The 22,291-nt window shown below is 41.8% G+C and carries 17 protein-coding genes, 1 tRNA gene, 5 rRNA genes and 1 pseudogene; 17 read left to right on the top strand and 7 right to left on the bottom strand.

All coding sequences use genetic code 11. From position 1 onward, the window contains the following. The first annotated feature begins 140 nt into the window (after positions 1-140). The 7 genes from rrf (FR932_RS16400) to FR932_RS16370 all read left to right on the top strand — a co-directional run bounded on the left by rrf (FR932_RS16400) (position 141) and on the right by FR932_RS16370 (position 6,625). A 5S ribosomal RNA gene (gene rrf / locus FR932_RS16400) occupies positions 141-256 on the top strand. Between the two features lie 90 nt (positions 257-346). Continuing rightward, positions 347-423 (top strand) — tRNA-Asp (locus FR932_RS16395). Positions 424-701: 278 nt separating this feature from the next. Then, a 16S ribosomal RNA gene (locus FR932_RS16390) occupies positions 702-2,242 on the top strand. 265 nt (positions 2,243-2,507) lie between these two features. Further along, a 23S ribosomal RNA gene (locus tag FR932_RS16385) occupies positions 2,508-5,401 on the top strand. A 155-nt stretch (positions 5,402-5,556) separates the two neighbouring features. Then, a 5S ribosomal RNA gene (gene rrf / locus FR932_RS16380) occupies positions 5,557-5,672 on the top strand. A 96-nt stretch (positions 5,673-5,768) separates the two neighbouring features. After that, positions 5,769-5,884 (top strand): 5S ribosomal RNA (gene rrf / locus FR932_RS16375). The 16S, 23S and 5S rRNA genes sit together here with 1 tRNA gene alongside, the layout of an rRNA operon. A gap of 180 nt (positions 5,885-6,064) precedes the next feature. Next, positions 6,065-6,625 (top strand): DUF1415 domain-containing protein, encoded by a 561-nt coding sequence (locus FR932_RS16370; protein ID WP_019443178.1) that lies wholly within the window; start codon positions 6,065-6,067, stop codon positions 6,623-6,625. Between the two features lie 53 nt (positions 6,626-6,678). On the opposite strand, the gene pyrI is transcribed toward FR932_RS16370, so the two are convergent. Together pyrI and pyrB are read right to left on the bottom strand one after the other, a co-directional pair. Continuing rightward, a complete protein-coding gene (pyrI, locus tag FR932_RS16365) occupies positions 6,679-7,140 on the bottom strand; it encodes an aspartate carbamoyltransferase regulatory subunit (RefSeq protein ID WP_019443179.1) in 462 nt (153 codons plus the stop codon). A gap of 1 nt (position 7,141) precedes the next feature. Beyond that, positions 7,142-8,074, bottom strand: a complete 933-nt coding sequence (pyrB, locus tag FR932_RS16360) for an aspartate carbamoyltransferase (protein WP_019443180.1) — start codon at positions 8,072-8,074, stop codon at positions 7,142-7,144. A 336-nt stretch (positions 8,075-8,410) separates the two neighbouring features. Between pyrB and FR932_RS16355 the strand changes: the two genes are divergently transcribed. The 8 genes from FR932_RS16355 (at position 8,411) to tuf (ending at position 14,462) form a co-directional block, all read left to right on the top strand. Next, positions 8,411-8,794: a RidA family protein gene (locus FR932_RS16355; protein WP_019443181.1), complete on the top strand. Its 384-nt coding sequence runs from the start codon at positions 8,411-8,413 to the stop codon at positions 8,792-8,794. A gap of 12 nt (positions 8,795-8,806) precedes the next feature. Beyond that, positions 8,807-9,205 (top strand): sulfurtransferase complex subunit TusD, encoded by a 399-nt coding sequence (gene tusD / locus FR932_RS16350; protein ID WP_019443182.1) that lies wholly within the window; start codon positions 8,807-8,809, stop codon positions 9,203-9,205. Positions 9,206-9,226: 21 nt separating this feature from the next. Further along, a complete protein-coding gene (tusC, locus tag FR932_RS16345; protein ID WP_019443183.1) occupies positions 9,227-9,583 on the top strand; it encodes a sulfurtransferase complex subunit TusC in 357 nt (118 codons plus the stop codon). 14 nt (positions 9,584-9,597) lie between these two features. Beyond that, positions 9,598-9,888: a sulfurtransferase complex subunit TusB gene (tusB, locus tag FR932_RS16340; protein WP_019629009.1), complete on the top strand. Its 291-nt coding sequence runs from the start codon at positions 9,598-9,600 to the stop codon at positions 9,886-9,888. 230 nt (positions 9,889-10,118) lie between these two features. After that, on the top strand, positions 10,119-10,493 hold the full coding sequence (gene rpsL, locus FR932_RS16335) for a 30S ribosomal protein S12 (RefSeq protein ID WP_019443185.1): 375 nt from the start codon (positions 10,119-10,121) through the stop codon (positions 10,491-10,493). A gap of 84 nt (positions 10,494-10,577) precedes the next feature. Then, positions 10,578-11,051: a 30S ribosomal protein S7 gene (rpsG, locus tag FR932_RS16330; RefSeq protein WP_019443186.1), complete on the top strand. Its 474-nt coding sequence runs from the start codon at positions 10,578-10,580 to the stop codon at positions 11,049-11,051. 68 nt (positions 11,052-11,119) lie between these two features. Next, complete coding sequence (gene fusA, locus FR932_RS16325) at positions 11,120-13,213, top strand: elongation factor G (RefSeq protein WP_019443187.1); 2,094 nt, start codon at positions 11,120-11,122, stop codon at positions 13,211-13,213. 64 nt (positions 13,214-13,277) lie between these two features. Continuing rightward, positions 13,278-14,462 (top strand): elongation factor Tu, encoded by a 1,185-nt coding sequence (gene tuf / locus FR932_RS16320; RefSeq protein WP_019443188.1) that lies wholly within the window; start codon positions 13,278-13,280, stop codon positions 14,460-14,462. Positions 14,463-14,655: 193 nt separating this feature from the next. Here tuf and FR932_RS16315 read toward each other — a convergent pair whose 3' ends face one another. Further along, positions 14,656-16,995 (bottom strand): Tex family protein, encoded by a 2,340-nt coding sequence (locus FR932_RS16315; RefSeq protein WP_019443189.1) that lies wholly within the window; start codon positions 16,993-16,995, stop codon positions 14,656-14,658. Positions 16,996-17,037: 42 nt separating this feature from the next. Further along, the gene (greB, locus tag FR932_RS16310; RefSeq protein ID WP_019443190.1) at positions 17,038-17,523 is read right to left on the bottom strand and encodes a transcription elongation factor GreB; all 486 of its coding nucleotides are present in this window, start codon (positions 17,521-17,523) and stop codon (positions 17,038-17,040) included. A gap of 149 nt (positions 17,524-17,672) precedes the next feature. Here greB and FR932_RS16305 point away from each other — a divergent pair, with 149 nt between their 5' ends. Together FR932_RS16305 and FR932_RS16300 are read left to right on the top strand one after the other, a co-directional pair. Beyond that, complete coding sequence (locus FR932_RS16305) at positions 17,673-18,176, top strand: helix-turn-helix domain-containing protein (RefSeq protein WP_019443257.1); 504 nt, start codon at positions 17,673-17,675, stop codon at positions 18,174-18,176. Then, positions 18,161-19,018 (top strand): annotated as a pseudogene (locus FR932_RS16300) (IS3 family transposase); the annotation flags it as partial. The gene FR932_RS16305 and the pseudogene FR932_RS16300, both read left to right, overlap by 16 nt. A gap of 103 nt (positions 19,019-19,121) precedes the next feature. On the opposite strand, the gene pckA reads toward FR932_RS16300, so the two are convergent. The 3 genes from pckA to hslR form a co-directional block, all read right to left on the bottom strand. Further along, positions 19,122-20,753, bottom strand: coding sequence for a phosphoenolpyruvate carboxykinase (ATP) (gene pckA, locus FR932_RS16295; RefSeq protein ID WP_019443148.1), 1,632 nt, complete (start codon positions 20,751-20,753; stop codon positions 19,122-19,124). Between the two features lie 161 nt (positions 20,754-20,914). Beyond that, a complete protein-coding gene (gene hslO, locus FR932_RS16290; protein WP_019443147.1) occupies positions 20,915-21,796 on the bottom strand; it encodes an Hsp33 family molecular chaperone HslO in 882 nt (293 codons plus the stop codon). Positions 21,797-21,815: 19 nt separating this feature from the next. Next, positions 21,816-22,217 carry a ribosome-associated heat shock protein Hsp15 gene (gene hslR / locus FR932_RS16285; protein ID WP_019629000.1) on the bottom strand — a complete coding sequence of 134 codons (402 nt, stop codon included), beginning with the start codon at positions 22,215-22,217 and terminating at the stop codon, positions 21,816-21,818. Positions 22,218-22,291 lie beyond the last annotated feature (74 nt).

Below are 22,291 nucleotides of genomic sequence, written 5' to 3'. Positions count from 1 at the left end.
GTATGATTAATTGAAATATCGACTTAAGAATAGATTGAACACTTTATGTTTTAAAGACTTCTTTATTTATAGCTTTTCAGATTAAAACGAAGTGAAAACTTCTATAGAAAGCAAACAGTGTAATAACTGTAAAGAATTTGCTTGGTGACCATAGTGTTGCGGTACCACCTGACTCCATTCCGAACTCAGTAGTGAAACGTAATAACGCCGATGGTAGTGTGGGGTTTCCCCATGTGAGAGTAGGGCATCGCCAAGCGCCAAATTTAATTCAAGACTAAGTCTTGGATAAGAAATTGTCGAAAGACAGAAAGAATAGACTGATGATATTTATCAGCACAGATTGTGCGGAGCGGTAGTTCAGTTGGTTAGAATACCGGCCTGTCACGCCGGGGGTCGCGGGTTCGAGTCCCGTCCGCTCCGCCAACAATTCTTAAATAACATTCTATGAGTGTTATTTTAAAATTGTAGTGCTTAGCGCACACAATCAGACCGTAAGGTTAATGCTCTTTAACAATTTATTCAAGTAATCTGTGTGAGCACTTGCAGAGATATAATGACCAAATATTATATCAATGTAATTGTGAACATTAAATTAAATCGAAAGATTTTATTATTAATTACGAAGCTTAATTGCTTTGCAATTAAAGTACAGAATTCATTGAGCCGACTTAATCAGCATCGCTGATTAGTCAAAAAACTTTTAATTGAAGAGTTTGATCATGGCTCAGATTGAACGCTGGCGGTAGGCTTAACACATGCAAGTCGAGCGGAAACGAAGAATAGCTTGCTATTCTGGCGTCGAGCGGCGGACGGGTGAGTAATGCTTGGGAATCTGCCTAGTCGAGGGGGACAACAGTTGGAAACGACTGCTAATACCGCATACGACCTACGGGTGAAAGGGGGCCTCTTCTTGAAAGCTCTCGCGACTAGATGAGCCCAAGTGGGATTAGCTTGTTGGTGAGGTAAGAGCTCACCAAGGCGACGATCCCTAGCTGGTCTGAGAGGATGATCAGCCACACTGGAACTGAGACACGGTCCAGACTCCTACGGGAGGCAGCAGTGGGGAATATTGCACAATGGGCGAAAGCCTGATGCAGCCATACCGCGTGTATGAAGAAGGCCTTCGGGTTGTAAAGTACTTTCAGCGAGGAGGAAAGGTGATAAATTAATACTTTATCACTGTGACGTTACTCGCAGAAGAAGCACCGGCTAACTCCGTGCCAGCAGCCGCGGTAATACGGAGGGTGCAAGCGTTAATCGGAATTACTGGGCGTAAAGCGCATGCAGGCGGTTTGTTAAGCGAGATGTGAAAGCCCCGGGCTCAACCTTAGAACTGCATTTCGAACTGGCAAACTAGAGTTCTTGAGAGGGTGGTAGAATTTCAGGTGTAGCGGTGAAATGCGTAGAGATCTGAAGGAATACCAGTGGCGAAGGCGGCCTGGCAAGTAACTGACGCTCAGATGCGAAAGCGTGGGTAGCAAACGGGATTAGATACCCCGGTAGTCCACGCCGTAAACGATGTCTACTCGGAGTTTGGTTCCTTGAGAACTGGGCTCTTAAGCTAACGCATTAAGTAGACCATGCCAGAGTACGGCCGCAAGGTTAAAACTCAAATGAATTGACGGGGGCCCGCACAAGCGGTGGAGCATGTGGTTTAATTCGATGCAACGCGAAGAACCTTACCTACTCTTGACATCCATAGAACTTTCCAGAGATGGATTGGTGCCTTCGGGAACTATGAGACAGGTGCTGCATGGCTGTCGTCAGCTCGTGTTGTGAAATGTTGGGTTAAGTCCCGCAACGAGCGCAACCCTTATCCTTATTTGCCAGCACGTAATGGTGGGAACTCTAAGGAGACTGCCGGTGATAAACCGGAGGAAGGTGGGGACGACGTCAAGTCATCATGGCCCTTACGAGTAGGGCTACACACGTGCTACAATGGCGCATACAAAGGGCTGCAAACCAGCGATGGTAAGCGAATCCCATAAAGTGCGTCGTAGTCCGGATTGGGGTCTGCAACTCGACCCCATGAAGTCGGAATCGCTAGTAATCGTGAATCAGAATGTCACGGTGAATACGTTCCCGGGCCTTGTACACACCGCCCGTCACACCATGGGAGTGGGCTGCACCAGAAGTCATTAGCTTAACCTTCGGGAGGGCGATGACCACGGTGTGGTTCATGACTGGGGTGAAGTCGTAACAAGGTAGCCCTAGGGGAACCTGGGGCTGGATCACCTCCTTACGTAAAGTTGTTAATTTTTGTAAGTGCCCACACAAATTGCTTGAATAGAAACGTTAAAGACGTTAGAAAGTAAAGATAAGCAACGCTTATCTTTGCTTTTTAGCAAATTGCTCTTTAAAAATTTGGAAAGCTGAATAAATAAAGAAGTTCTTAAAACACGTTATTACTTCGGTAATAACAATGAAGTGTTCTTGAGTATTCTTGAGGCGAAAAAAACTAGATAATACCTAGTTATTTCAATTGTACGGTCTACTTTAGATTGTATGGTTAAGTGACTAAGCGTATACGGTGGATGCCTAGGCAGTCAGAGGCGATGAAGGACGTGTTAATCTGCGTTAAGCTGTGGGGAGTTGATAAAAAGCGTTAATCCACAGATTTCCGAATGGGGGAACCCACCTTACTAAGTAAGGTATCGTAACGTGAATACATAGCGTTGCGAAGCGAACCGGGAGAACTGAAACATCTAAGTACCCCGAGGAAAAGAAATCAATAGAGATACCCTTAGTAGCGGCGAGCGAACGGGGTCTAGCCCTTAAGCAGTTTGGAAGTTAGTGGAAGATTCTGGAAAGTTTCACGATACAGGGTGATAGTCCCGTACATGAAAACGACCTTACTGTGAAATCGAGTAGGACGGCACACGTGATATGCTGTTTGAATATGGGAGGACCATCTTCCAAGGCTAAATACTACTGACTGACCGATAGTGAACCAGTACCGTGAGGGAAAGGCGAAAAGAACCCCTGTGAGGGGAGTGAAATAGAACCTGAAACCGTATACGTACAAGCAGTGGGAGCAGACTTGTTCTGTGACTGCGTACCTTTTGTATAATGGGTCAACGACTTAATTTCAGTAGCAAGGTTAAGCGAATAGCGGAGCCGTAGGGAAACCGAGTGTTAACTGCGCGAATAGTTGCTGGGATTAGACCCGAAACCCGGTGATCTAGCCATGGGCAGGTTGAAGGTTGAGTAACATCAACTGGAGGACCGAACCGACTAATGTTGAAAAATTAGCGGATGACTTGTGGCTGGGGGTGAAAGGCCAATCAAACCGGGAGATAGCTGGTTCTCCTCGAAAGCTATTTAGGTAGCGCCTCGCGTCTAACTATTGGGGTAGAGCACTGTTAAGGCTAGGGGTCATCCCGACTTACCAACCCTTGCAAACTCCGAATACCAATAAGTTCAATCGCGGGAGACACACGGCGGGTGCTAACGTCCGTCGTGGAAAGGGAAACAACCCAGACCGTCAGCTAAGGTCCCAAAGTGTATGTTAAGTGGGAAACGATGTGGAAAGGCTCAGACAGCCAAGTTGGCTTAGAAGCAGCCATCTTTAAAGAAAGCGTAATAGCTCACTGGTCGAGTCGGTCTGCGCGGAAGATTTAACGGGGCTAAACATACCACCGAAGCTACGGATGCAAGACTTGTTCTTGCATGGTAGAGGAGCGTTCTGTAAGCCGTTGAAGGTGAGTTGAGAAGCTTGCTGGAGGTATCAGAAGTGCGAATGTTGACATGAGTAACGATAATGGGGGTGAAAAACCTCCACGCCGAAAGACCAAGGGTTCCTGTCCAACGTTAATCGGGGCAGGGTGAGTCGACTCCTAAGGCGAGGCCGAAAGGCGTAGTCGATGGGAAACTGGTTAATATTCCAGTACTCGCTTATATTGCGATGGGGTGACGGAGAAGGTTAGGCTAGCATGGCGATGGTTGTCCATGTTTAAGGTAGTAGGCAAGTGACTTAGGCAAATCCGGGTCGCTCTCTTTAATGAGAATGCTGAGAACTGATGACGAGTCTCTACGGAGATGAAGTAGTTGATACCCGGCTTCCAGGAAAAACCTCTAAGCTTCAGATATGAGAGAATCGTACCCCAAACCGACACAGGTGGTTAGGTAGAGAATACTAAGGCGCTTGAGAGAACTCGGGTGAAGGAACTAGGCAAAATGGTACCGTAACTTCGGGAGAAGGTACGCCAATGATGGTGAAGGACTTGCTCCGTAAGCTATTGTTGGTCGCAGAGAAATGGTGGCTGCAACTGTTTATTAAAAACACAGCACTGTGCAAAATCGAAAGATGACGTATACGGTGTGACGCCTGCCCGGTGCCGGAAGGTTAATTGATTGGGTTAGACTTAGGTCGAAGCTCATGATCGAAGCCCCGGTAAACGGCGGCCGTAACTATAACGGTCCTAAGGTAGCGAAATTCCTTGTCGGGTAAGTTCCGACCTGCACGAATGGCGTAATGATGGCCACGCTGTCTCCACCCGAGACTCAGTGAAATTGAAATCGCTGTTAAGATGCAGTGTACCCGCGGCTAGACGGAAAGACCCCGTGAACCTTTACTATAGCTTGGCACTGAACATTGAACCTACATGTGTAGGATAGGTGGGAGACTATGAAATATTGTCGCTAGATGATATTGAGTCGTCCTTGAAATACCACCCTTGTACGTTTGATGTTCTAACGTAGGTCCCTTATCGGGATTGCGGACAGTGTCTGGTGGGTAGTTTGACTGGGGCGGTCTCCTCCCAAAGAGTAACGGAGGAGCACGAAGGTTGGCTAAACATGGTTGGACATCATGTGGTTAGTGCAAAGGCATAAGCCAGCTTAACTGCGAGACAGACACGTCGAGCAGGTACGAAAGTAGGTCTTAGTGATCCGGTGGTTCTGAATGGAAGGGCCATCGCTCAACGGATAAAAGGTACTCCGGGGATAACAGGCTGATACCGCCCAAGAGTTCATATCGACGGCGGTGTTTGGCACCTCGATGTCGGCTCATCACATCCTGGGGCTGAAGTTGGTCCCAAGGGTATGGCTGTTCGCCATTTAAAGTGGTACGCGAGCTGGGTTTAGAACGTCGTGAGACAGTTCGGTCCCTATCTGCCGTGGGCGTTTGAGAATTGAGAGGAGCTGCTCCTAGTACGAGAGGACCGGAGTGGACGAACCACTGGTGTTCGGGTTGTTATGCCAATAGCATTGCCCGGTAGCTAAGTTCGGAACTGATAACCGCTGAAAGCATCTAAGCGGGAAGCAGGCCTCGAGATGAGTTCTCACTGGAGCTTTAAGCTCCCTAAAGGGCCGTTGGAGACTACAACGTTGATAGGCAAGGTGTGTAAGTGCTGTGAGGCATTGAGCTAACTTGTACTAATTACCCGTGAGGCTTAACCATACAAACTGAAGTACGACTCGTACGTAAGTGGTATGATTAATTGAAATAATCGACTTAAGAATAGATTGAACACTTTATGTTTTAAAGACTTCTTTATTTATAGCTTTTCAGATTAAAACGAAGTGAAAACTTCTATAGAAAGCAAACCAGATTTGCTTGGTGACCATAGTGTTGCGGTACCACCTGACTCCATTCCGAACTCAGTAGTGAAACGTAATAACGCCGATGGTAGTGTGGGGTTTCCCCATGTGAGAGTAGGGCATCGCCAAGCGCCAAATTACTGTTTATTTAGACCTTGTCTAGGTAGACTTGATTTAAGAGTATGTCTTAAATCAGAGCAGATGATTCGTAAGACTCGAAAAATTTGTTTGGTGACCATAGTGTTGCGGTACCACCTGATTCCATTCCGAACTCAGTAGTGAAACGTAATAACGCCGATGGTAGTGTGGGGTTTCCCCATGTGAGAGTAGGGCATCGCCAAACGCTAAACAAGATTCAAGACGCTGTCTTGAGCGAAAAAAGCCGATATCATGGATATCGGCTTTTTTTATACCTGTAATTCTCTACCCGTTAAGTTACAATTTCGCTAATCAATTTACTATCTAAACTTAATCACGGTATTTTGTGGTTAACACGCCAAATTTGAATGTTTAGGATTCACACATGCCTGATAACCATGAAATCATTAAATTACAGACGCTAAAATGGGTAAAAGATATTATTGTTAAATATAATATCTGTCCTTTTGCTAAAAAAGAGTTAGAGCGTAAAACTATTCACTGTACTGTACTCGATACGAGTGATCTAAAAGAGATATTAGAACAGGTTAACGCTGAATTCATTCGCTTAGATACGAATAAAGATATTGCTACAACACTTGTCGTGATACCTAAACTCAGTGCGAGTTTTGATGATTTCCTCGATTTAATCGATTATGCGAATGATCTATTAGAAATGCAGGATTATGAAGGGATCTATCAATTAGCTCACATGCATCCAAAGTATCGCTTTGATGACTCAGGTATTAAAGATGCAGCTAACTTCACTAACCGCTCACCTTATCCAATATTACATATTATTCGTGAACATGAAATGGCTCGTGTATTACGAGTATTTCCAAATCCAGAGGAGATACCTGAACGTAATATTGAGTTATTAAGAGAAAAAGGTTTTGCTGAAATAAAAGCTGAACTAGAAGCGTGTTTTAACGTAGAAGATAAATAACTAAATTAGAGATGGCGATAGAGAGCCATGTTATTAACTCTCTATCGCGGTCATTAGACTTGTTCGGTGACAATGTCTTTTGAAAATGTTTTCTCACAGTACTTACATTTTAAGCCGATATTACCTTTTGTTTTTTTTATCGAAAAAGAAGAGATAACCGGCTCTCCATGCGTAATGCAATTTGAATTAGGACATGGAAATACATTTTCAACTTCACTTGGTAACGTCAGCGAGTGCTTATCTGTTACTTTAAAATTTTCAATTATGTTGATGGTAGCATCCGGCGCAAGCAATGCTAATTGATTTGCTTGTGACTTGGTGATCTCAGTGTTCTCTACTTTGATGAGATCTTTAGCACCCCCGTCATGAGTTGGTAGATTAAAACCAACCGTAACACGCTGCTTAGTATCGGTCAGGCTAAATAATTTTAATATTTTAACGCCTTGGCCTGATGGAATATGATCAATAACGTAGCCATTACAAATGGCTTCTACCTGCATGTGATTATGTTTCATTTTACTCTCCGATTGTTTCATTTAGCACTAATGCAAGTAAAGCTTCACGTGCGTAGACACCATTTTCTGCTTGCTGGAAATAATAAGCGTAAGGCGTTTTGTCTACATCAATCGTGATTTCATCAACACGTGGTAACGGATGTAAAACCTTCAGATTTGGCTTTGCATGTTCTAATGAACTTGCTGATAAAATAAAACCTGCTTTCATGTGCTGATATTCTGTTTCATCAAATCGTTCTTTTTGAACGCGAGTCATGTATAGCACATCAATTTCAGGCACAATTTCTTCTATCGACGCGTATGTTTCATAACTGATATTCTGTTCATCTAGCTCATCACAAATATATTCAGGCATAGCGAGCGCATCTGGTGCGATAAAATGGAATTTGCATCCGTCGAATTTAGCGAGTGCTTGTGCTAAAGAGTGCACGGTTCGACCGTATTTCAAATCACCTACAAAAGCGATGTTTAAATTATCTAAACGGCCTTGTGTTTCGTAGATAGAGAAGAGGTCTAACAAGGTTTGCGTCGGATGTTGATTAGAGCCATCACCACCGTTAATCACAGGTACATTGGAGAATTCTGATGCTAATCTTGCAGCACCTTCTTGCGGGTGACGCATAACAAAAGCATCGGCATAGCTTGAAATCACACTTATAGAATCAGCCAGGGTTTCGCCTTTTTTAGCAAGCGATGTGTTACCTGCATTATCAAAACCAATAACGGTACCACCTAAGCGCTGGATCGCGGTTTCGAATGATAATCGCGTACGTGTTGATGCTTCAAAAAAGCAACTCGCAATTACTTTGTGTTTTAAAAGTTCAGGTTGTGGCTGCTGTTTTAGTTTTGCCGCAGTTTTAACAATAAGTTCTAGCTCATTACGTGAGATATCATTGATAGATACTATATGCTTTCTAAATAACGGATTTACCATTTTAGTGCCCTGATGATCAGAATTATGCCAAAAAAAAGCCTCATATAGATAGTTATGAGGCCTTACAAGTTTGCATGAATAGGGAGGGGTTATCTGTCTTAATGATATAAACATTCGTTAACCCTCTAATCCGCTAAACACAAAGGTTAATTTTAGCCTAAATTAAAAACCACAGAAAGCACTAATCAAACTAATTTCATGTAAAAAAATCTATAAAGTTTAAACTAATCGTAGTTCTAAATTTGCTTATTGAGCCTGTTATTAAATATAATGGAGTTAGACAGTGAATATATTCGCTCTAAATATGGGAGCATTGATAAAATAATGGAAATTACAATGAGTAAAAAAATCATTTCTACAACGAATGCACCTGCAGCAATCGGCCCGTACTCACAAGCTAACCAACTTGGCAATATGGTTTTTACTTCAGGACAGATCCCATTAGTACCTGAGACAATGGAAATTGTTGAAGGTGGCGTTAAAGAGCAGGCTGAATTAGTAATGGAAAATCTAATGGCTGTGCTGAAAGCGGCAAATGCAAGTGCTGATACCGTTATCAAAACGACATGCTTCTTAAGTGACATGAATGATTTTGTTACCTTTAATGAAGTATATGCGCGTTATTTCCCCGAAAATGCGCCTGCACGTTCATGTGTTGAAGTTGCGCGTTTACCTAAAGATGTATTAGTTGAAGTTGAAGCTATCGCTTACACGCTTTAATTAGGCCTATTTATGTCTGAATCTTTCACTATCGCTGTGCTTGTTACTGGCCCTGCATATGGTAGTCAAGATGCTTTAAGTGCGTATCATTATGTAAAGTCTGCGATTGATTTAGGTCATACTATTCAACGGGTATTTTTTTATAATGATGGCGTGCTTAATGGTTCGACCCTTACTTCTCCAGCAGCTGATGAATTTGATCTCTATAATGCTTGGTTGGTGCTAGCTCGTGAACATCTATTTCCTTTAGATATATGTTCAGGTGCAGCATTAAGACGTGGTGTTATTGATTTCGGTGAAGCTGAGCGCATGGGTAAGAGTCAATTTAATCTTGAATTACCATTTCAGTTAACCGGGTTAGGTCAATTAGCAGAATCAATCGTTACTGCCGATCGAGTTGTCCAGTTCTAATTATTTAAATATGGTTGAAAAATGTTGAGAGCCGCGTTTGTTACTCGTCAAGTACCACATGGCACTAGCCTTGCGAGAGAAACACAAGATGCCATTCTTGCTACGTCTGCATTAACGGAGTCGTTAAGTGTATTTTTTATCGGTGATGGTGTTTATCAATTAATAAGTCAGCAGCGGCCTCAGATGATCGCTTGTCGTGATTTTGCGCCTACATTTGGACTGTTTGAATTATATGATATTGAGAACATCTATGTATGCAGAGATTCGCTATTAGAGCGAGGTCTCTGTGAGGCTGAGTTGATTATTGATGCAGCACGTTTATCGCAACCTGAAATTAATCAGCGTATTCGTCAGCATGCTATTATTTTGAATTTTTGATTGGTGATAAAACTATGCTTCATATTATTAAGTCATCGCCGTTCTCAAAAAATACATTTATTGATAGCCTTGCCTATCTCAATGATGGCGATGCGGTGATCTTTATCCAAGATGCTGTCGTTATTACTGCATCACAGCATAAATATGCTAAAATACTTCAAGATCTCACATCACAGATAAGTATTTATACTTTGAGTGAAGATTTAAAAGCACGAGGACTTAAGTGTATTTTAGGTAAGCAAGTTAGCTATTCTGAATTTGTTAATCTCACTACCGTGCATCTACAAACTCAGACCTGGAATTAATGGGGTCTGATCTATACGAATTTGTCATTGTCGCGCTATAAACTATGGGTAAGTTTTTCTCTCGTAGTGTTGTAAAAGCGCTTTATTTACGATTTATTGGTAAATAAACTGATTTATTTTCAATAATACTGTTCTTATGCTTGACAGCTAAAGGCGCAATGACTAAAATTCTGCGTCCCTATATTAGGGATGATTTTTCACACGTAAAAAACTCAACGGAGCTATTTTAAATGGCAACTACTAACCAATTAGTACGCAAGCCTCGCGTAAGAAACGTTACAAAAACTAACGTTCCTGCTCTTGAAGCTTGTCCACAACGTCGTGGTGTTTGTACTCGCGTATACACTACTACTCCTAAAAAACCTAACTCGGCATTACGTAAAGTAGCACGTGTTCGTCTAACTAACGGTTATGAAGTTACTTCATACATCGGCGGTGAAGGTCATAACCTTCAAGAACATAGCGTTATCTTAATCCGTGGCGGTCGTGTTAAAGATTTACCGGGTGTTCGTTACCATACAGTTCGTGGTGCGTTAGATACAGCTGGTGTTAGTGATCGCCGTAAAGGTCGTTCTAAATACGGTGCTAAACGCCCTAAGAATTAATAATTCTTCGTTTAGTAAGGCCAAGCAAACTGTTAACTATTTATTAGTTTTGGGTAATACCTGAAGCACAACGAGGAATAAGAGATGCCAAGACGTCGCGTCGTAGCTAAAAGAGAAATTTTAGCAGATCCAAAATTCGGATCAGAAATCCTAGCAAAATTCATCAACATCGTAATGGTAGACGGTAAAAAATCTACTTCAGAAGCGATTGTATATGGTGCGCTAGAAACTATCGCTACAAAAAGCGAAGATAAAACACACCTAGAGCTTTTCGAAATCGCTTTAGACAACGTTCGTCCATCGGTTGAGGTTAAATCTCGCCGTGTTGGTGGTTCAACTTACCAAGTGCCAGTAGAAGTTCGTCCTTCTCGTCGTAATGCACTAGCTATGCGTTGGTTAGTTGAAGCAGCACGTAAACGTGGTGAAAAATCAATGGCTGCTCGTCTAGCTGGAGAGCTATTCGACGCTGCTGAAAACAAAGGTTCTGCGGTTAAGAAACGTGAAGACGTTCACCGTATGGCTGACGCGAATAAAGCATTTGCTCACTATCGCTGGTAATTTTTTGACGCAGATTATTAATCTGCGTCAACTACTTTCTGTCTAGGCTTCCTAGTAAGGGATTTATTGTGGCACGTACAACTCCGATCGAGCTCTACCGTAATATTGGTATTGTTGCTCACGTTGATGCGGGTAAAACTACAACTACAGAACGTGTTTTATTCTATACTGGTCTTTCACATAAGATTGGTGAAGTTCATGATGGCGCTGCCACCATGGATTGGATGGAGCAGGAGCAGGAACGTGGTATTACCATTACTTCTGCAGCGACAACAACAATGTGGAAAGGTATGGATGCGCAATTTAAGCAGCATCGTATCAACATCATTGATACTCCAGGGCACGTTGACTTCACGATTGAAGTAGAGCGTTCTTTGCGAGTGCTTGATGGCGCAGTTGTCGTTTTTTGTGGTGCATCAGGTGTTGAACCACAATCTGAAACGGTTTGGCGTCAAGCTGATAAATATCAAGTACCCCGTGTTGTATTCGTTAATAAAATGGATCGCACAGGCGCTAATTTTGAAGCTGTAGTTGACCAAATTCGTAATCGTTTGGGCGCAACTTGTGTTCCTATCCAGTTGAATATTGGTGCGGAAGAAGAGTTTGAAGGCGTTATTGATTTAATTAAAATGAAATCAATAAGCTGGAATGAAGCAGATCAGGGTATGTCATTTAGTTATGGCGATATTCCTGCAGATCTACTTGAGCGTGCAGAAGAATTACATGAAGAATTAGTTGATGCTGCCGCCGAAGCTAACGATGAGCTTATGGATAAGTACCTTGAAGAAGGTGAATTATCTGAAGAAGAAATTAAAGCTGGTTTACGTCAACGCACGCTGAATAACGAGATCGTACTTGCGACTTGTGGTTCTGCCTTTAAAAATAAAGGTGTACAAGCGGTACTTGATGCAGTGGTTGAATTTCTTCCTAGCCCAACGGAAGTGAAAGATATCAATGGTATTGATGTTGACGAGAATGAAATTACTTGTCCATCAGATGATGATGCACCGTTTGCTGCATTAGCCTTTAAGATTGCCACTGACCCATTTGTTGGTACACTCACATTTATGCGAGTATACTCAGGTGTGGTTAATACTGGCGATAGCGTTTATAATTCTGTTAAGCAGAAACGTGAACGTTTAGGTCGAATTGTGCAAATGCATGCGAATGATCGTCAAGAATTGAAAGAGATTCGTGCCGGTGATATTGCTGCTGCGATTGGTCTTAAGGATGTTACTACTGGTGACACACTTTGTGATAGTAATCGCAAGGTTATCCTTGAGCGTATGGATTTTCCGGAACCGGTTATCCAAATTGCAGTAGAGCCTAGAACAGTAGCCGACCAAGATAAGATGGCTATCGCGCTAAGTAAATTAGCAGCGGAAGATCCATCGTTCCGAGTTGAAACTGACGAAGAGTCAGCACAGACACTGATATCTGGTATGGGTGAACTTCATCTGGACATTATTGTTGACCGTATGCGTCGTGAGTTTAACGTTGAATGCAACGTTGGTAAGCCTCAAGTCTCATATCGTGAATCAATTCGTGATTCAGTTAAAGCAGAAGGTAAATTCATTCGTGAATTAGGTGGGAAAGGTCAATATGGCCATGTTCTGCTGAAACTAGAGCCGCTTGAAGCGGGTGCTGGTTATGAATTTGTGAATGAAATCGTTGATGGTGAGGTTCCTAGTGAATTCATCCCAGCGGTTGAAAAAGGTTGTAAAGATCAAATGGACCAAGGTGTGTTGGCAGGATATCCTATAATGGATGTTCGTGTTACACTCTATGGTGGTTCATTCCACGATGTTGATTCCAATGAAATGGCATTCAAGGTCGCGGCTTCATTTGGTTTCAGACAAGGTGCTTTGGATGCAAATCCTGCTTTGCTTGAGCCAATGATGAAAGTAGAAATTACCACTCCTGAGGAGTGGATGGGTGATGTTGTAGGTGACGTAAGCCGTCGTCGCGGCATGATCGATGGTATGGATGATGGCCACGCTGGTCTTAAAATCATTCATGCTAAGGTTCCTTTGTCTGAAATGTTCGGTTATGCAACCGCTCTACGTTCAGCTACTCAGGGCCGTGCTTCATATTCAATGCAATTCCTTGAATATAACGAAGCTCCAAAAAACATCGCTGACAAAATTATTGAAGCGAAATAAAGTTTAACTTTGGTAGTCTTTATCATAAGATAAAGGCTTAACTGATAATAAGAAGGTACACGTCGTGTCTAAAGAAAAATTTGTACGTAGTAATACCCACGTAAACGTAGGTACAATTGGTCACGTTGACCATGGTAAAACAACTCTAACAGCAGCAATCACAAACGTACTTGCAAAAGTATACGGTGGTGAAGCTAAAGATTTCGCATCAATCGATAACGCTCCTGAAGAAAGAGAACGTGGTATCACGATCAACACTTCACACGTTGAATATGATACGCCTAACCGTCACTACGCACACGTAGATTGCCCTGGTCACGCCGATTATGTTAAAAACATGATCACTGGTGCTGCTCAAATGGACGGCGCTATCCTAGTTGTTGCTGCTACTGATGGCCCTATGCCACAAACACGTGAGCACATCCTACTTTCTCGTCAGGTTGGCGTTCCTTACATCATCGTATTCATGAACAAATGTGATATGGTTGATGATGAAGAACTACTTGAACTAGTAGAAATGGAAGTTCGTGAACTTCTTTCTGAATATGACTTCCCAGGTGATGACCTACCAGTTATCCAGGGTTCTGCTCTTAAAGCTCTTGAAGGCGAAAAAGAGTACGAAGACAAGATTGTTGAACTAGCTGAAGCGCTAGATTCATACATCCCTGATCCTGAACGTGCTATCGATATGCCTTTCATTATGCCTATCGAAGACGTTTTCTCAATCTCAGGCCGTGGTACTGTTGTAACTGGTCGTGTTGAGCAAGGTATCGTTAACGTTGGTGATTCAGTAGAAATCGTTGGTATTCGCGAAACTGTTACTACTACATGTACTGGTGTTGAAATGTTCCGTAAACTGCTTGACGAAGGTCGTGCTGGTGAGAACATTGGTGCACTTCTACGTGGTACTAAACGTGAAGACGTTGAACGTGGTCAAGTACTAGCTAAGCCTGGTTCAATCACTCCACATACTAAGTTTGAATCTGAAGTATACGTACTTTCTAAAGAAGAGGGTGGTCGTCACACTCCTTTCTTTAAAGGTTACCGTCCACAGTTCTACTTCCGTACAACTGACATCACTGGTGCTGTAGAGCTTCCAGAAGGTGTTGAAATGGTTATGCCTGGTGACAACCTTAAGTTTGTTGTTGAGCTAATCAACCCAATCGCGATGGAAGAAGGTCTACGCTTCGCTATCCGTGAAGGTGGCCGTACAGTTGGTGCTGGTGTTGTTTCTAAAGTAATCGCTTAATTTCGATTAGTTTAAACAATATATAGAAAGGTCGCTTCGGCGGCCTTTTTTTCATCTACAATTTATTAAGAATTAAGAATTAAGAATTAAGAATTAAGAATTAAGAATTAAAGAAGTGAGGGGAGTTAGAAAAATAAATGAATAGTGACGAACTTGGTTCGCCACCTCATTATTTAATTTCGCTATGTAACGATTAACGTTTCTTGGCATTAGCAAAGGCGTCTGCAAACGCATTATTACCAAAAGTGGTATTTTTACTCTCTGTTTTATGCTGTTTTTTCGGCTCTGCTTGGTTGTTCGATTTCAGACTATTAGCTATAAATTGCTTACTACCAGAGTGAGCTTGATGATTTTTTTCCACCTTATCATCTAACCGCATGGTTAAGGCTATACGCTTTCTCGCAATATCGATTTCGGTTACTTTTACTTTGACTATTTGCCCTGCTTTAACGATTTCATGGGGGTCTTTAACAAAGCGATTTGTTAACGCTGAAATATGCACTAACCCGTCTTGGTGAACACCTATATCCACAAAAGCGCCAAAGTTAGTGACGTTACTTATAATCCCTTCAAGTTGCATCCCTGGCTTTAAATCTGCTATTTTTTCAATGCCTTCTTTGAACGTCGCCGTTTTGAACTCTGGTCTTGGGTCGCGACCTGGTTTTTCTAATTCTTGCAGAATATCCTCAATTGTCGGTAAACCGAATTTAGCATTGGTGTAATCTTGCGGATTAAGTGATTTAAGCAGTTCGCTGTTGCCCATTATCTCGGTAATATTCTTACCTATTTGCTGGATTATGTCTTTGACAACTGGGTATGATTCAGGATGTACTGCTGAGCTATCTAATGGGTCTTTGGCATTTAAGATACGTAAAAAACCAGCACATTGTTCAAAGGCTTTCGGCCCTAAACGCGCTACTTTTTTTAATTCATTTCGCTTGCTAAATGGCCCGTTATCATCACGATAGCTGACGATATTCTCTGCAATGGTTTTATTTAATCCAGCCACGCGAGAGAGCAGGGCTGCAGACGCTAGGTTAACATTAACACCGACTTTATTTACGCAATCTTCAATAACGATATCGAGCTGTTTTGATAATAAGGTTTGGTTGACGTCATGTTGATATTGACCTACACCAATCGCTTTTGGATCTATCTTAACTAATTCAGCAAGTGGATCTTGTAGACGTCTGGCAATAGATACGGCGCCACGAATTGATACATCTAGCTGTGGAAATTCATTAGCAGCTAATTCTGATGCTGAATAAACAGAAGCCCCCGCTTCGCTGACCATCATTTTTTGTAATTTCAGCTCAGGTTTGGCTTTGATCAATTCAGCAATGAGTTTGTCTGTTTCACGGGACGCAGTACCATTACCAATACTGACTAACTCAACGTTATGACGTTGACATAACGTCGCTAGCGTCGACAGAGATTGCTGCCATTGCTGTTGTGGCACATGCGGGTAGATCGTCGTGTGATCGAGTAATTTACCGGTGGCATCAACGATGGCAATTTTTGAACCTGTACGTAATCCTGGATCAAGTCCCAGTGTGACTTTTGGTCCTGCAGGCGATGCCATTAGTAAAGCTGTTAGGTTGGCGGCGAATACTTTAATTGCTTCTACTTCGGCTGATTCTTTCATCTTGCCGATAAGTTCAGTTTCTAATTGGCTCAGTAATTTTTGTTTCCAGCTGCTGTGCACAACAGACTTTAACCATTCATCAGCGGGTTTATTTTGATACTGGATACCGAGGTGTTTTGCGATGATCACCTCACAATAACTCGTGGCATTTTTTTCTGTGAATTCAGGATCTGCATTTAAGCCTATTTGTAATTCCCCTTCATTTTTACCGCGTAACATGGCTAGCATACGGTGTGATGGCACTTTACTGATGCCTTCACTGTGACTAAAGTAATCTTTAAATTTACTGTCTTCGGTGGCTGACTTTTTATTTTCTTTGGATTCGAGCGTTGCATGTGCCAGTAATTGCTTACGTACTTTGGCAATGAGTTCTGCATCAACACTGGCTTTTTCCATCAGAATGAATTTAGCGCCTTCGAGAACTTGTTCTGGTTGAGCGAAGTTTCCTTCTGATGTAATAAATTGTTTAGCAAGTAATAGTGGCTGCTGTTGTGGGTTGGCCATCAGCGATTCCGCTAATGGCGTTAAACCCGCTTCAATAGCTATTTGCCCTTTGGTACGGCGTTTTGTTTTAAAAGGCAGATACAGGTCTTCTAAACGTGTCTTTGTTTCTGCAGTATTGATTAAAGCTGTTAATTGCGGGGTTAATTTACCTTGCTCCGCGATATTTTTTAAAATAGTGTCACGGCGTATTTCTAATTCACGTAAGTAAGTTAGACGTTGCTCTAATGTTCTTAATTGACCATCATCTAAGCCTTCAGTGGCTTCTTTTCTGTAACGAGCGATGAAAGGGACTGTTGAGCCGTCATCGAGCAGGGTGATTGCGGCCTTAACTTGGCGGACATGTGCATTAATTTCTTGCGCGATAAGAGTAGCTAATTTAGACACTTTGGATCCTTAAAATGAATAGATTGATGACTTAGTTGCTGATTAGTCTATAAAGGGGTTGTATTGGATCTTGTTGATGTACCAAGTTTTAGTGCCTGCAGGCGTGTGTACAACCGCTTCATCATCGACTTGCTTACCGATAAGGGCTTTGGCCATTGGCGAATCAACGGTCACAAAATTACGCTTTGGGTCTAGTTCGTCACGTCCCACAATCCGACACTGGATCACCGTACCATTATCATCTTCTAATTCGGCATACGCGCCAAAATAGACCGTCCCATCTTGCTGTGGCCGATAATCGACAATTTCTAATACTTCTAGACGTTTCACTAAAAATCGGATTTCACGGTCGATACTGCGGAGTAAATGTTTATTTTCTTTGTAGTCAGCATTTTCACTGCGATCACCTAAAGATGCAGCCCAAGACACAACTTTTGTGACTCTTGGTCTTTCTTCTTTCCAGAGAAATTTGAGTCGTTTATCTAAGGTTTCCCAACCGACGCGAGTGATTAAGTTTGATATAGCCAATGCGGTGACCTTGTTAATTGGTATTGAGGAGAAATTATAGCAATAGCGTCGCCGAATAGCTCATTTTCGTTATTGGAGGTATAAAAAATGCCAGTTCGATGAACTGACCCCCAATAGTTGGACAACCAATTATTAGGGGTCTTTTTTTTATGTCAAAATATAGCCGTGAGTTTAAACTTATCACTGCACAACAGTGTCTAGATGGTAAGTCATCTAGAATATTAGCGAATGAACTATCAATACCCTCTCAGTTAATTCGATATTGGACTCAAGTCTTTGCAATTCATGGCACAGATGCATTCCTGCCAAATTTGCATGCCAGCAATGCAAAAACAAAGCTACAAGCATTAAAATTAATGTGGACAAATGAATGGTCTCTCAATCACACTAGTGCCATATTAAATCAGTCTTCTCCCGGTACGCTCTCTGTATGGTTAAAAAAATATAACGAGTTTGGCTTAAGAGGGCTTGAACGCTCCTCAATAAGTAGGCTTAAAATGAAACAATCTAATACGACCACAAAACCAGATAGTGAAATGACAACAGAAGAGCTGAAAGAAGAGCTTGCTTATCTACGAGCAGAGAATGCTGTGTTAAAAAAGTTGGAAGAGCTAGAGCAGGCAAAGCGCCGACAAACAAAGAAAAAACGGTAACGGTTTTAGCTCTCAAAAATAAACATGCTCTAAAGCACCTTCTTCAAGCCATTCAGTTGGCTAAAAGTGTGTTCTATTATCAAGTAAAAGTAAGTGAAAAACCGAATGTTTATGAGCGTGAGTTAGCGCTTATCAAAGAAATTTATCATGAACATAAAGGTCGCTACGGCTATCGCAGAATTCACTTAACACTGAAAAGGCAAGGCTTTATGCTAAACCATAAAACGGTGCAAAGACTGATGGCTCAATTAAATCTAAAATCGACAGTAAGACCTAAAAAATACAGTTCTTATAAGGGCGGAGCTGGAAAAACGGCACCTAATGTACTTGAACGAAACTTTAATGCTACTAAGCCAAATGAAAAGTGGGCAACCGATGTCACTGAATTTAAGGTTAGGGACCAGAGAGTTTATTTATCACCAGTTATAGATCTATTTACCAAAGAGGTTGTCGCTTATAAGATAGCTAAAGATGCCCGTTTGCCACTGGTTACTGATATGTTAAGAGATGCTATCAATAATTTAGATGAGCATTCAAAGCCAATAGTACATAGCGATCAGGGATGGCAATATCGCCATAGGGGATATCAAAAACAACTAGCTGCGCATGGACTGACGCAAAGCATGTCGAGAAAAGGGAACTGCTTAGATAACGCAGTGGCAGAAAACTTTTTTGGCTTATTAAAAACAGAAATGTATCATAGGCAGAAATTCAAAGATGCCGATGAATTGATAGAAAAGCTTGATGAATACATCGAGTATTACAACACGAAACGGATTAAGGTCAAATTAAAAGGCCTGACTCCGATAGAATATCGAAACCAGGCCTTACAAGCCGCTTAACTAAAATGTCCAACTTAATGGGGTCACTTCATCGATGACTCGATACTGGCATTTTTTCATTATTTAAATAGGTGTAATCTTAGTTACTTATTTAAATAAACGCTTACAGTTGTGGGCCTGCAGCAAGTAGTGCTTTGCCTTCTTCGTTATCAGTGAACTTCTCGAAGTTATTCACGAAACGTTTAGCAAGGTCTACCGCTTTCTCTTCCCATACGTTTGTATCTTCATACGTATCACGAGGGTCAAGAATGTTAGTGTCACAACCTGGTAATGTTGTAGGTACTTCTAGATTGAAATAAGGGATTGTTTTGCTTTCCGCTTTCTCAATAGAGCCATCAAGGATAGCATCGATGATAGCACGAGTATCTTTAATTGAAATACGTTTACCTGTGCCATTCCAACCTGTGTTAACCAAGTAAGCTTGTGCACCAGATGCTTCCATACGTTTTACTAACTCTTGACCGTATTTAGTCGGATGAAGAGAAAGGAACGCAGCGCCGAAACAAGCTGAAAAAGTAGGAGTCGGTTCAGTGATGCCACGTTCAGTACCGGCTAACTTAGCTGTAAAGCCTGATAGGAAATGGTATTTAGTTTGCTCTGGCGTTAGTTTAGATACTGGTGGTAAAACACCAAATGCATCAGCGCTTAAGAAAATAACTTTATTTGCGTGACCGCCTTTTGAGATCGGTGTTACGATATTTTCGATGTGCTCGATAGGGTAAGATACGCGGGTATTTTCTGTTTTTGAACCATCATTATAATCAACAACGCCACCGTCAAGTACGGTTACATTTTCAAGTAATGCGTCACGACGGATCGCGCTAAAGATTTCAGGTTCCGCTTCTGCACTTAACTTAATTGTTTTTGCGTAGCAACCGCCTTCAAAGTTGAATACACCGTCGTCATCCCAACCGTGTTCATCATCACCAATTAATTGGCGTTTTGGATCGGTAGATAATGTGGTTTTACCTGTACCAGATAAACCAAAGAAGATAGCTGTTTCACCTTCAGAGCTGACGTTTGCTGAACAATGCATTGATGCAATACCTTGTAGTGGCAATAGGTAGTTCATGTAAGAGAACATACCTTTTTTCATTTCGCCGCCGTACCAAGTACCACCAATAAGTTGAATTTTTTCTGTTAAATTGAATGCTACAAAGTTCTCAGAGTTCAGACCTTGTTTTTCCCAGTTAGGGTTTGTGCATTTAGCACCATTCATTACCACGAAATCTGGTTCGTAAGTTGCTAATTCTGCTTCGCTAGGACGGATGAACATGTTCTTAACGAAATGCGCTTGCCATGCAACTTCTGTGATGAAACGTACTTTAAGACGGGTATTGGCATTGGCACCACAATAAGTATCAACTACGAATAAACGCTTAGTTGATAGTTGTTGTGTTACAAGTGTTTTTAGATCATTCCATACGTCTTGGGTGATTGCTTTGTTATCATTTTTACCTTGATCTGACCACCATACCGTGTCACGTGTCGTATCGTCACGAACAATGTATTTATCTTTTGGTGAACGACCTGTAAAGATACCTGTATCAACAGCTACTGCACCAGATTCAGTCACAGTGCCTTTTTCATAACCAGCTAGGCCGGCTTTCGTTTCTTCTTCAAAAAGTAGCTCGTAAGAAGGGTTATATACGATTTCTTCAACATCCTTGATGCCATATACCGATAGATCGATAGTGGCGCCAATAACTGTATTATTATTTTTTACGTCTGTCATTGGTATCTCCTGGGGGTACAGAGTTTAATTTATTGTTTCAGATTAAATTAAGTTGGGTTTAATTATTTCAATAATGGGTGCACTAACGGCACCCTTATTATTAAATTTTGTATACTGAGCTATGCTGACGGTGTATTTAATACACTCTAATTTACAGTCGCTTAGTGTACTGGGTTGCCTATTTTCGGCGTATGTATATCGTCTACATCACCTGCATTGAAGGCATAAAGTGAACCGCAATAATCGCAGTGCATCTCTATTTGTCCTTTTTCAGCAATGATCTCAAGTAGCTCTTCTTTCGCCACATTAAGTAATGCTGCTGCACTACGTTCATGTGAACAACCACATTTAAATGATACTGTTTGTGGGTCAAATAAACGTACTTTTTCTTGATGGTAAAGTCGTACTAATACATCTTCAGCATCAAGATTAAATAATTCATCATCTTTAATCGTTTCAGTTAATGCTGCTAGGTGTTCGAAATCTTCGTGTGAACTTTTCTTGTCATCTGACGCGGGTAATTTTTGTAACATCATCCCTGCAGCTTGTTTTCGATAGCCGACTTTGCCAGTGCGGAACCATAAACGCGTTGTTAACTGCTCTGACTGTTCAAAGTATTTTTCTAGGCATTCTTGTAACGTATCACCACCTAGGTCTACGATACCTTGATAACGTTCGCCTTTGTCTGGTGAGATAGTTATAACCATCACGCCTTTACCGATTAACTCTTTGACATTGTCTGTATCTGGTACTGAACCGTTCCAACGTGCTACACCGCGTAGTTCCAGCGCTTCGTTACCGTTGATGACAGCAAGTGTTACAGGACCATCGCCTTGTAATTGCACTGTAATTGAGCCTTTAAACTTCAATGTCGCAGTCAATAAACTTGTGGCAACTTGTAATTCACCCAATAGGCGTTGCACTGGTCTTGGATAGTTTAGATTTTCTAAAATATCGATAAAGCTCTGTTCTAGTTGCACTATTTCACCGCGAACTTGGTGATCTTCAAATAGGTAACGGTGTAATAAATCTTTCTGGCTCATAATGTTCTCGATGTTAAAGTTAATGATTTTTTATCCGCAATAAATCTCGACGTTGTTTCTTGTCGGGACGTTTATCAGGGCGAGGGCTATATAATGTATTCAGTTTACGCGCGACATCATTTTGTGCACGCTTTTCAACACTACTTGGTGTTTCTTCATACAAAGTAGCGGCCTCTGGTGCCCCTCTCCTTTGTGCGGAAAGCTGCTTTACGATCACTTCCTTTTCATCAAAGCCTTGTCTTATTTTTATTGTTGCGCCCAACTCAACGGTTTTACTGGGCTTGGTGCGTTCATCATTGTAGCGAATTTTACCACTTTGAATCATTTCTCTGGCAATGGCGCGGGTCTTATAAAAACGAGCTGCCCATAACCATTTATCGAAACGCACATCACTACTATCTGGTTTGGTATTTTTTGACATAATAAATGCAACCATAGTCCAAATAAACGTTCTAATCGACTTGATTATAACAGATAAACAAAGCAGTAAGAGAG

Origin of the sequence: Moritella marina ATCC 15381 (genome assembly GCF_008931805.1) — a bacterium.
GTDB classification, from domain to species: Bacteria; Pseudomonadota; Gammaproteobacteria; order Enterobacterales; family Moritellaceae; genus Moritella; species Moritella marina.
The sequence above is the reverse complement of the archived record's forward strand: the minus strand, read 5'-3'. Positions and strand labels throughout refer to the sequence as shown.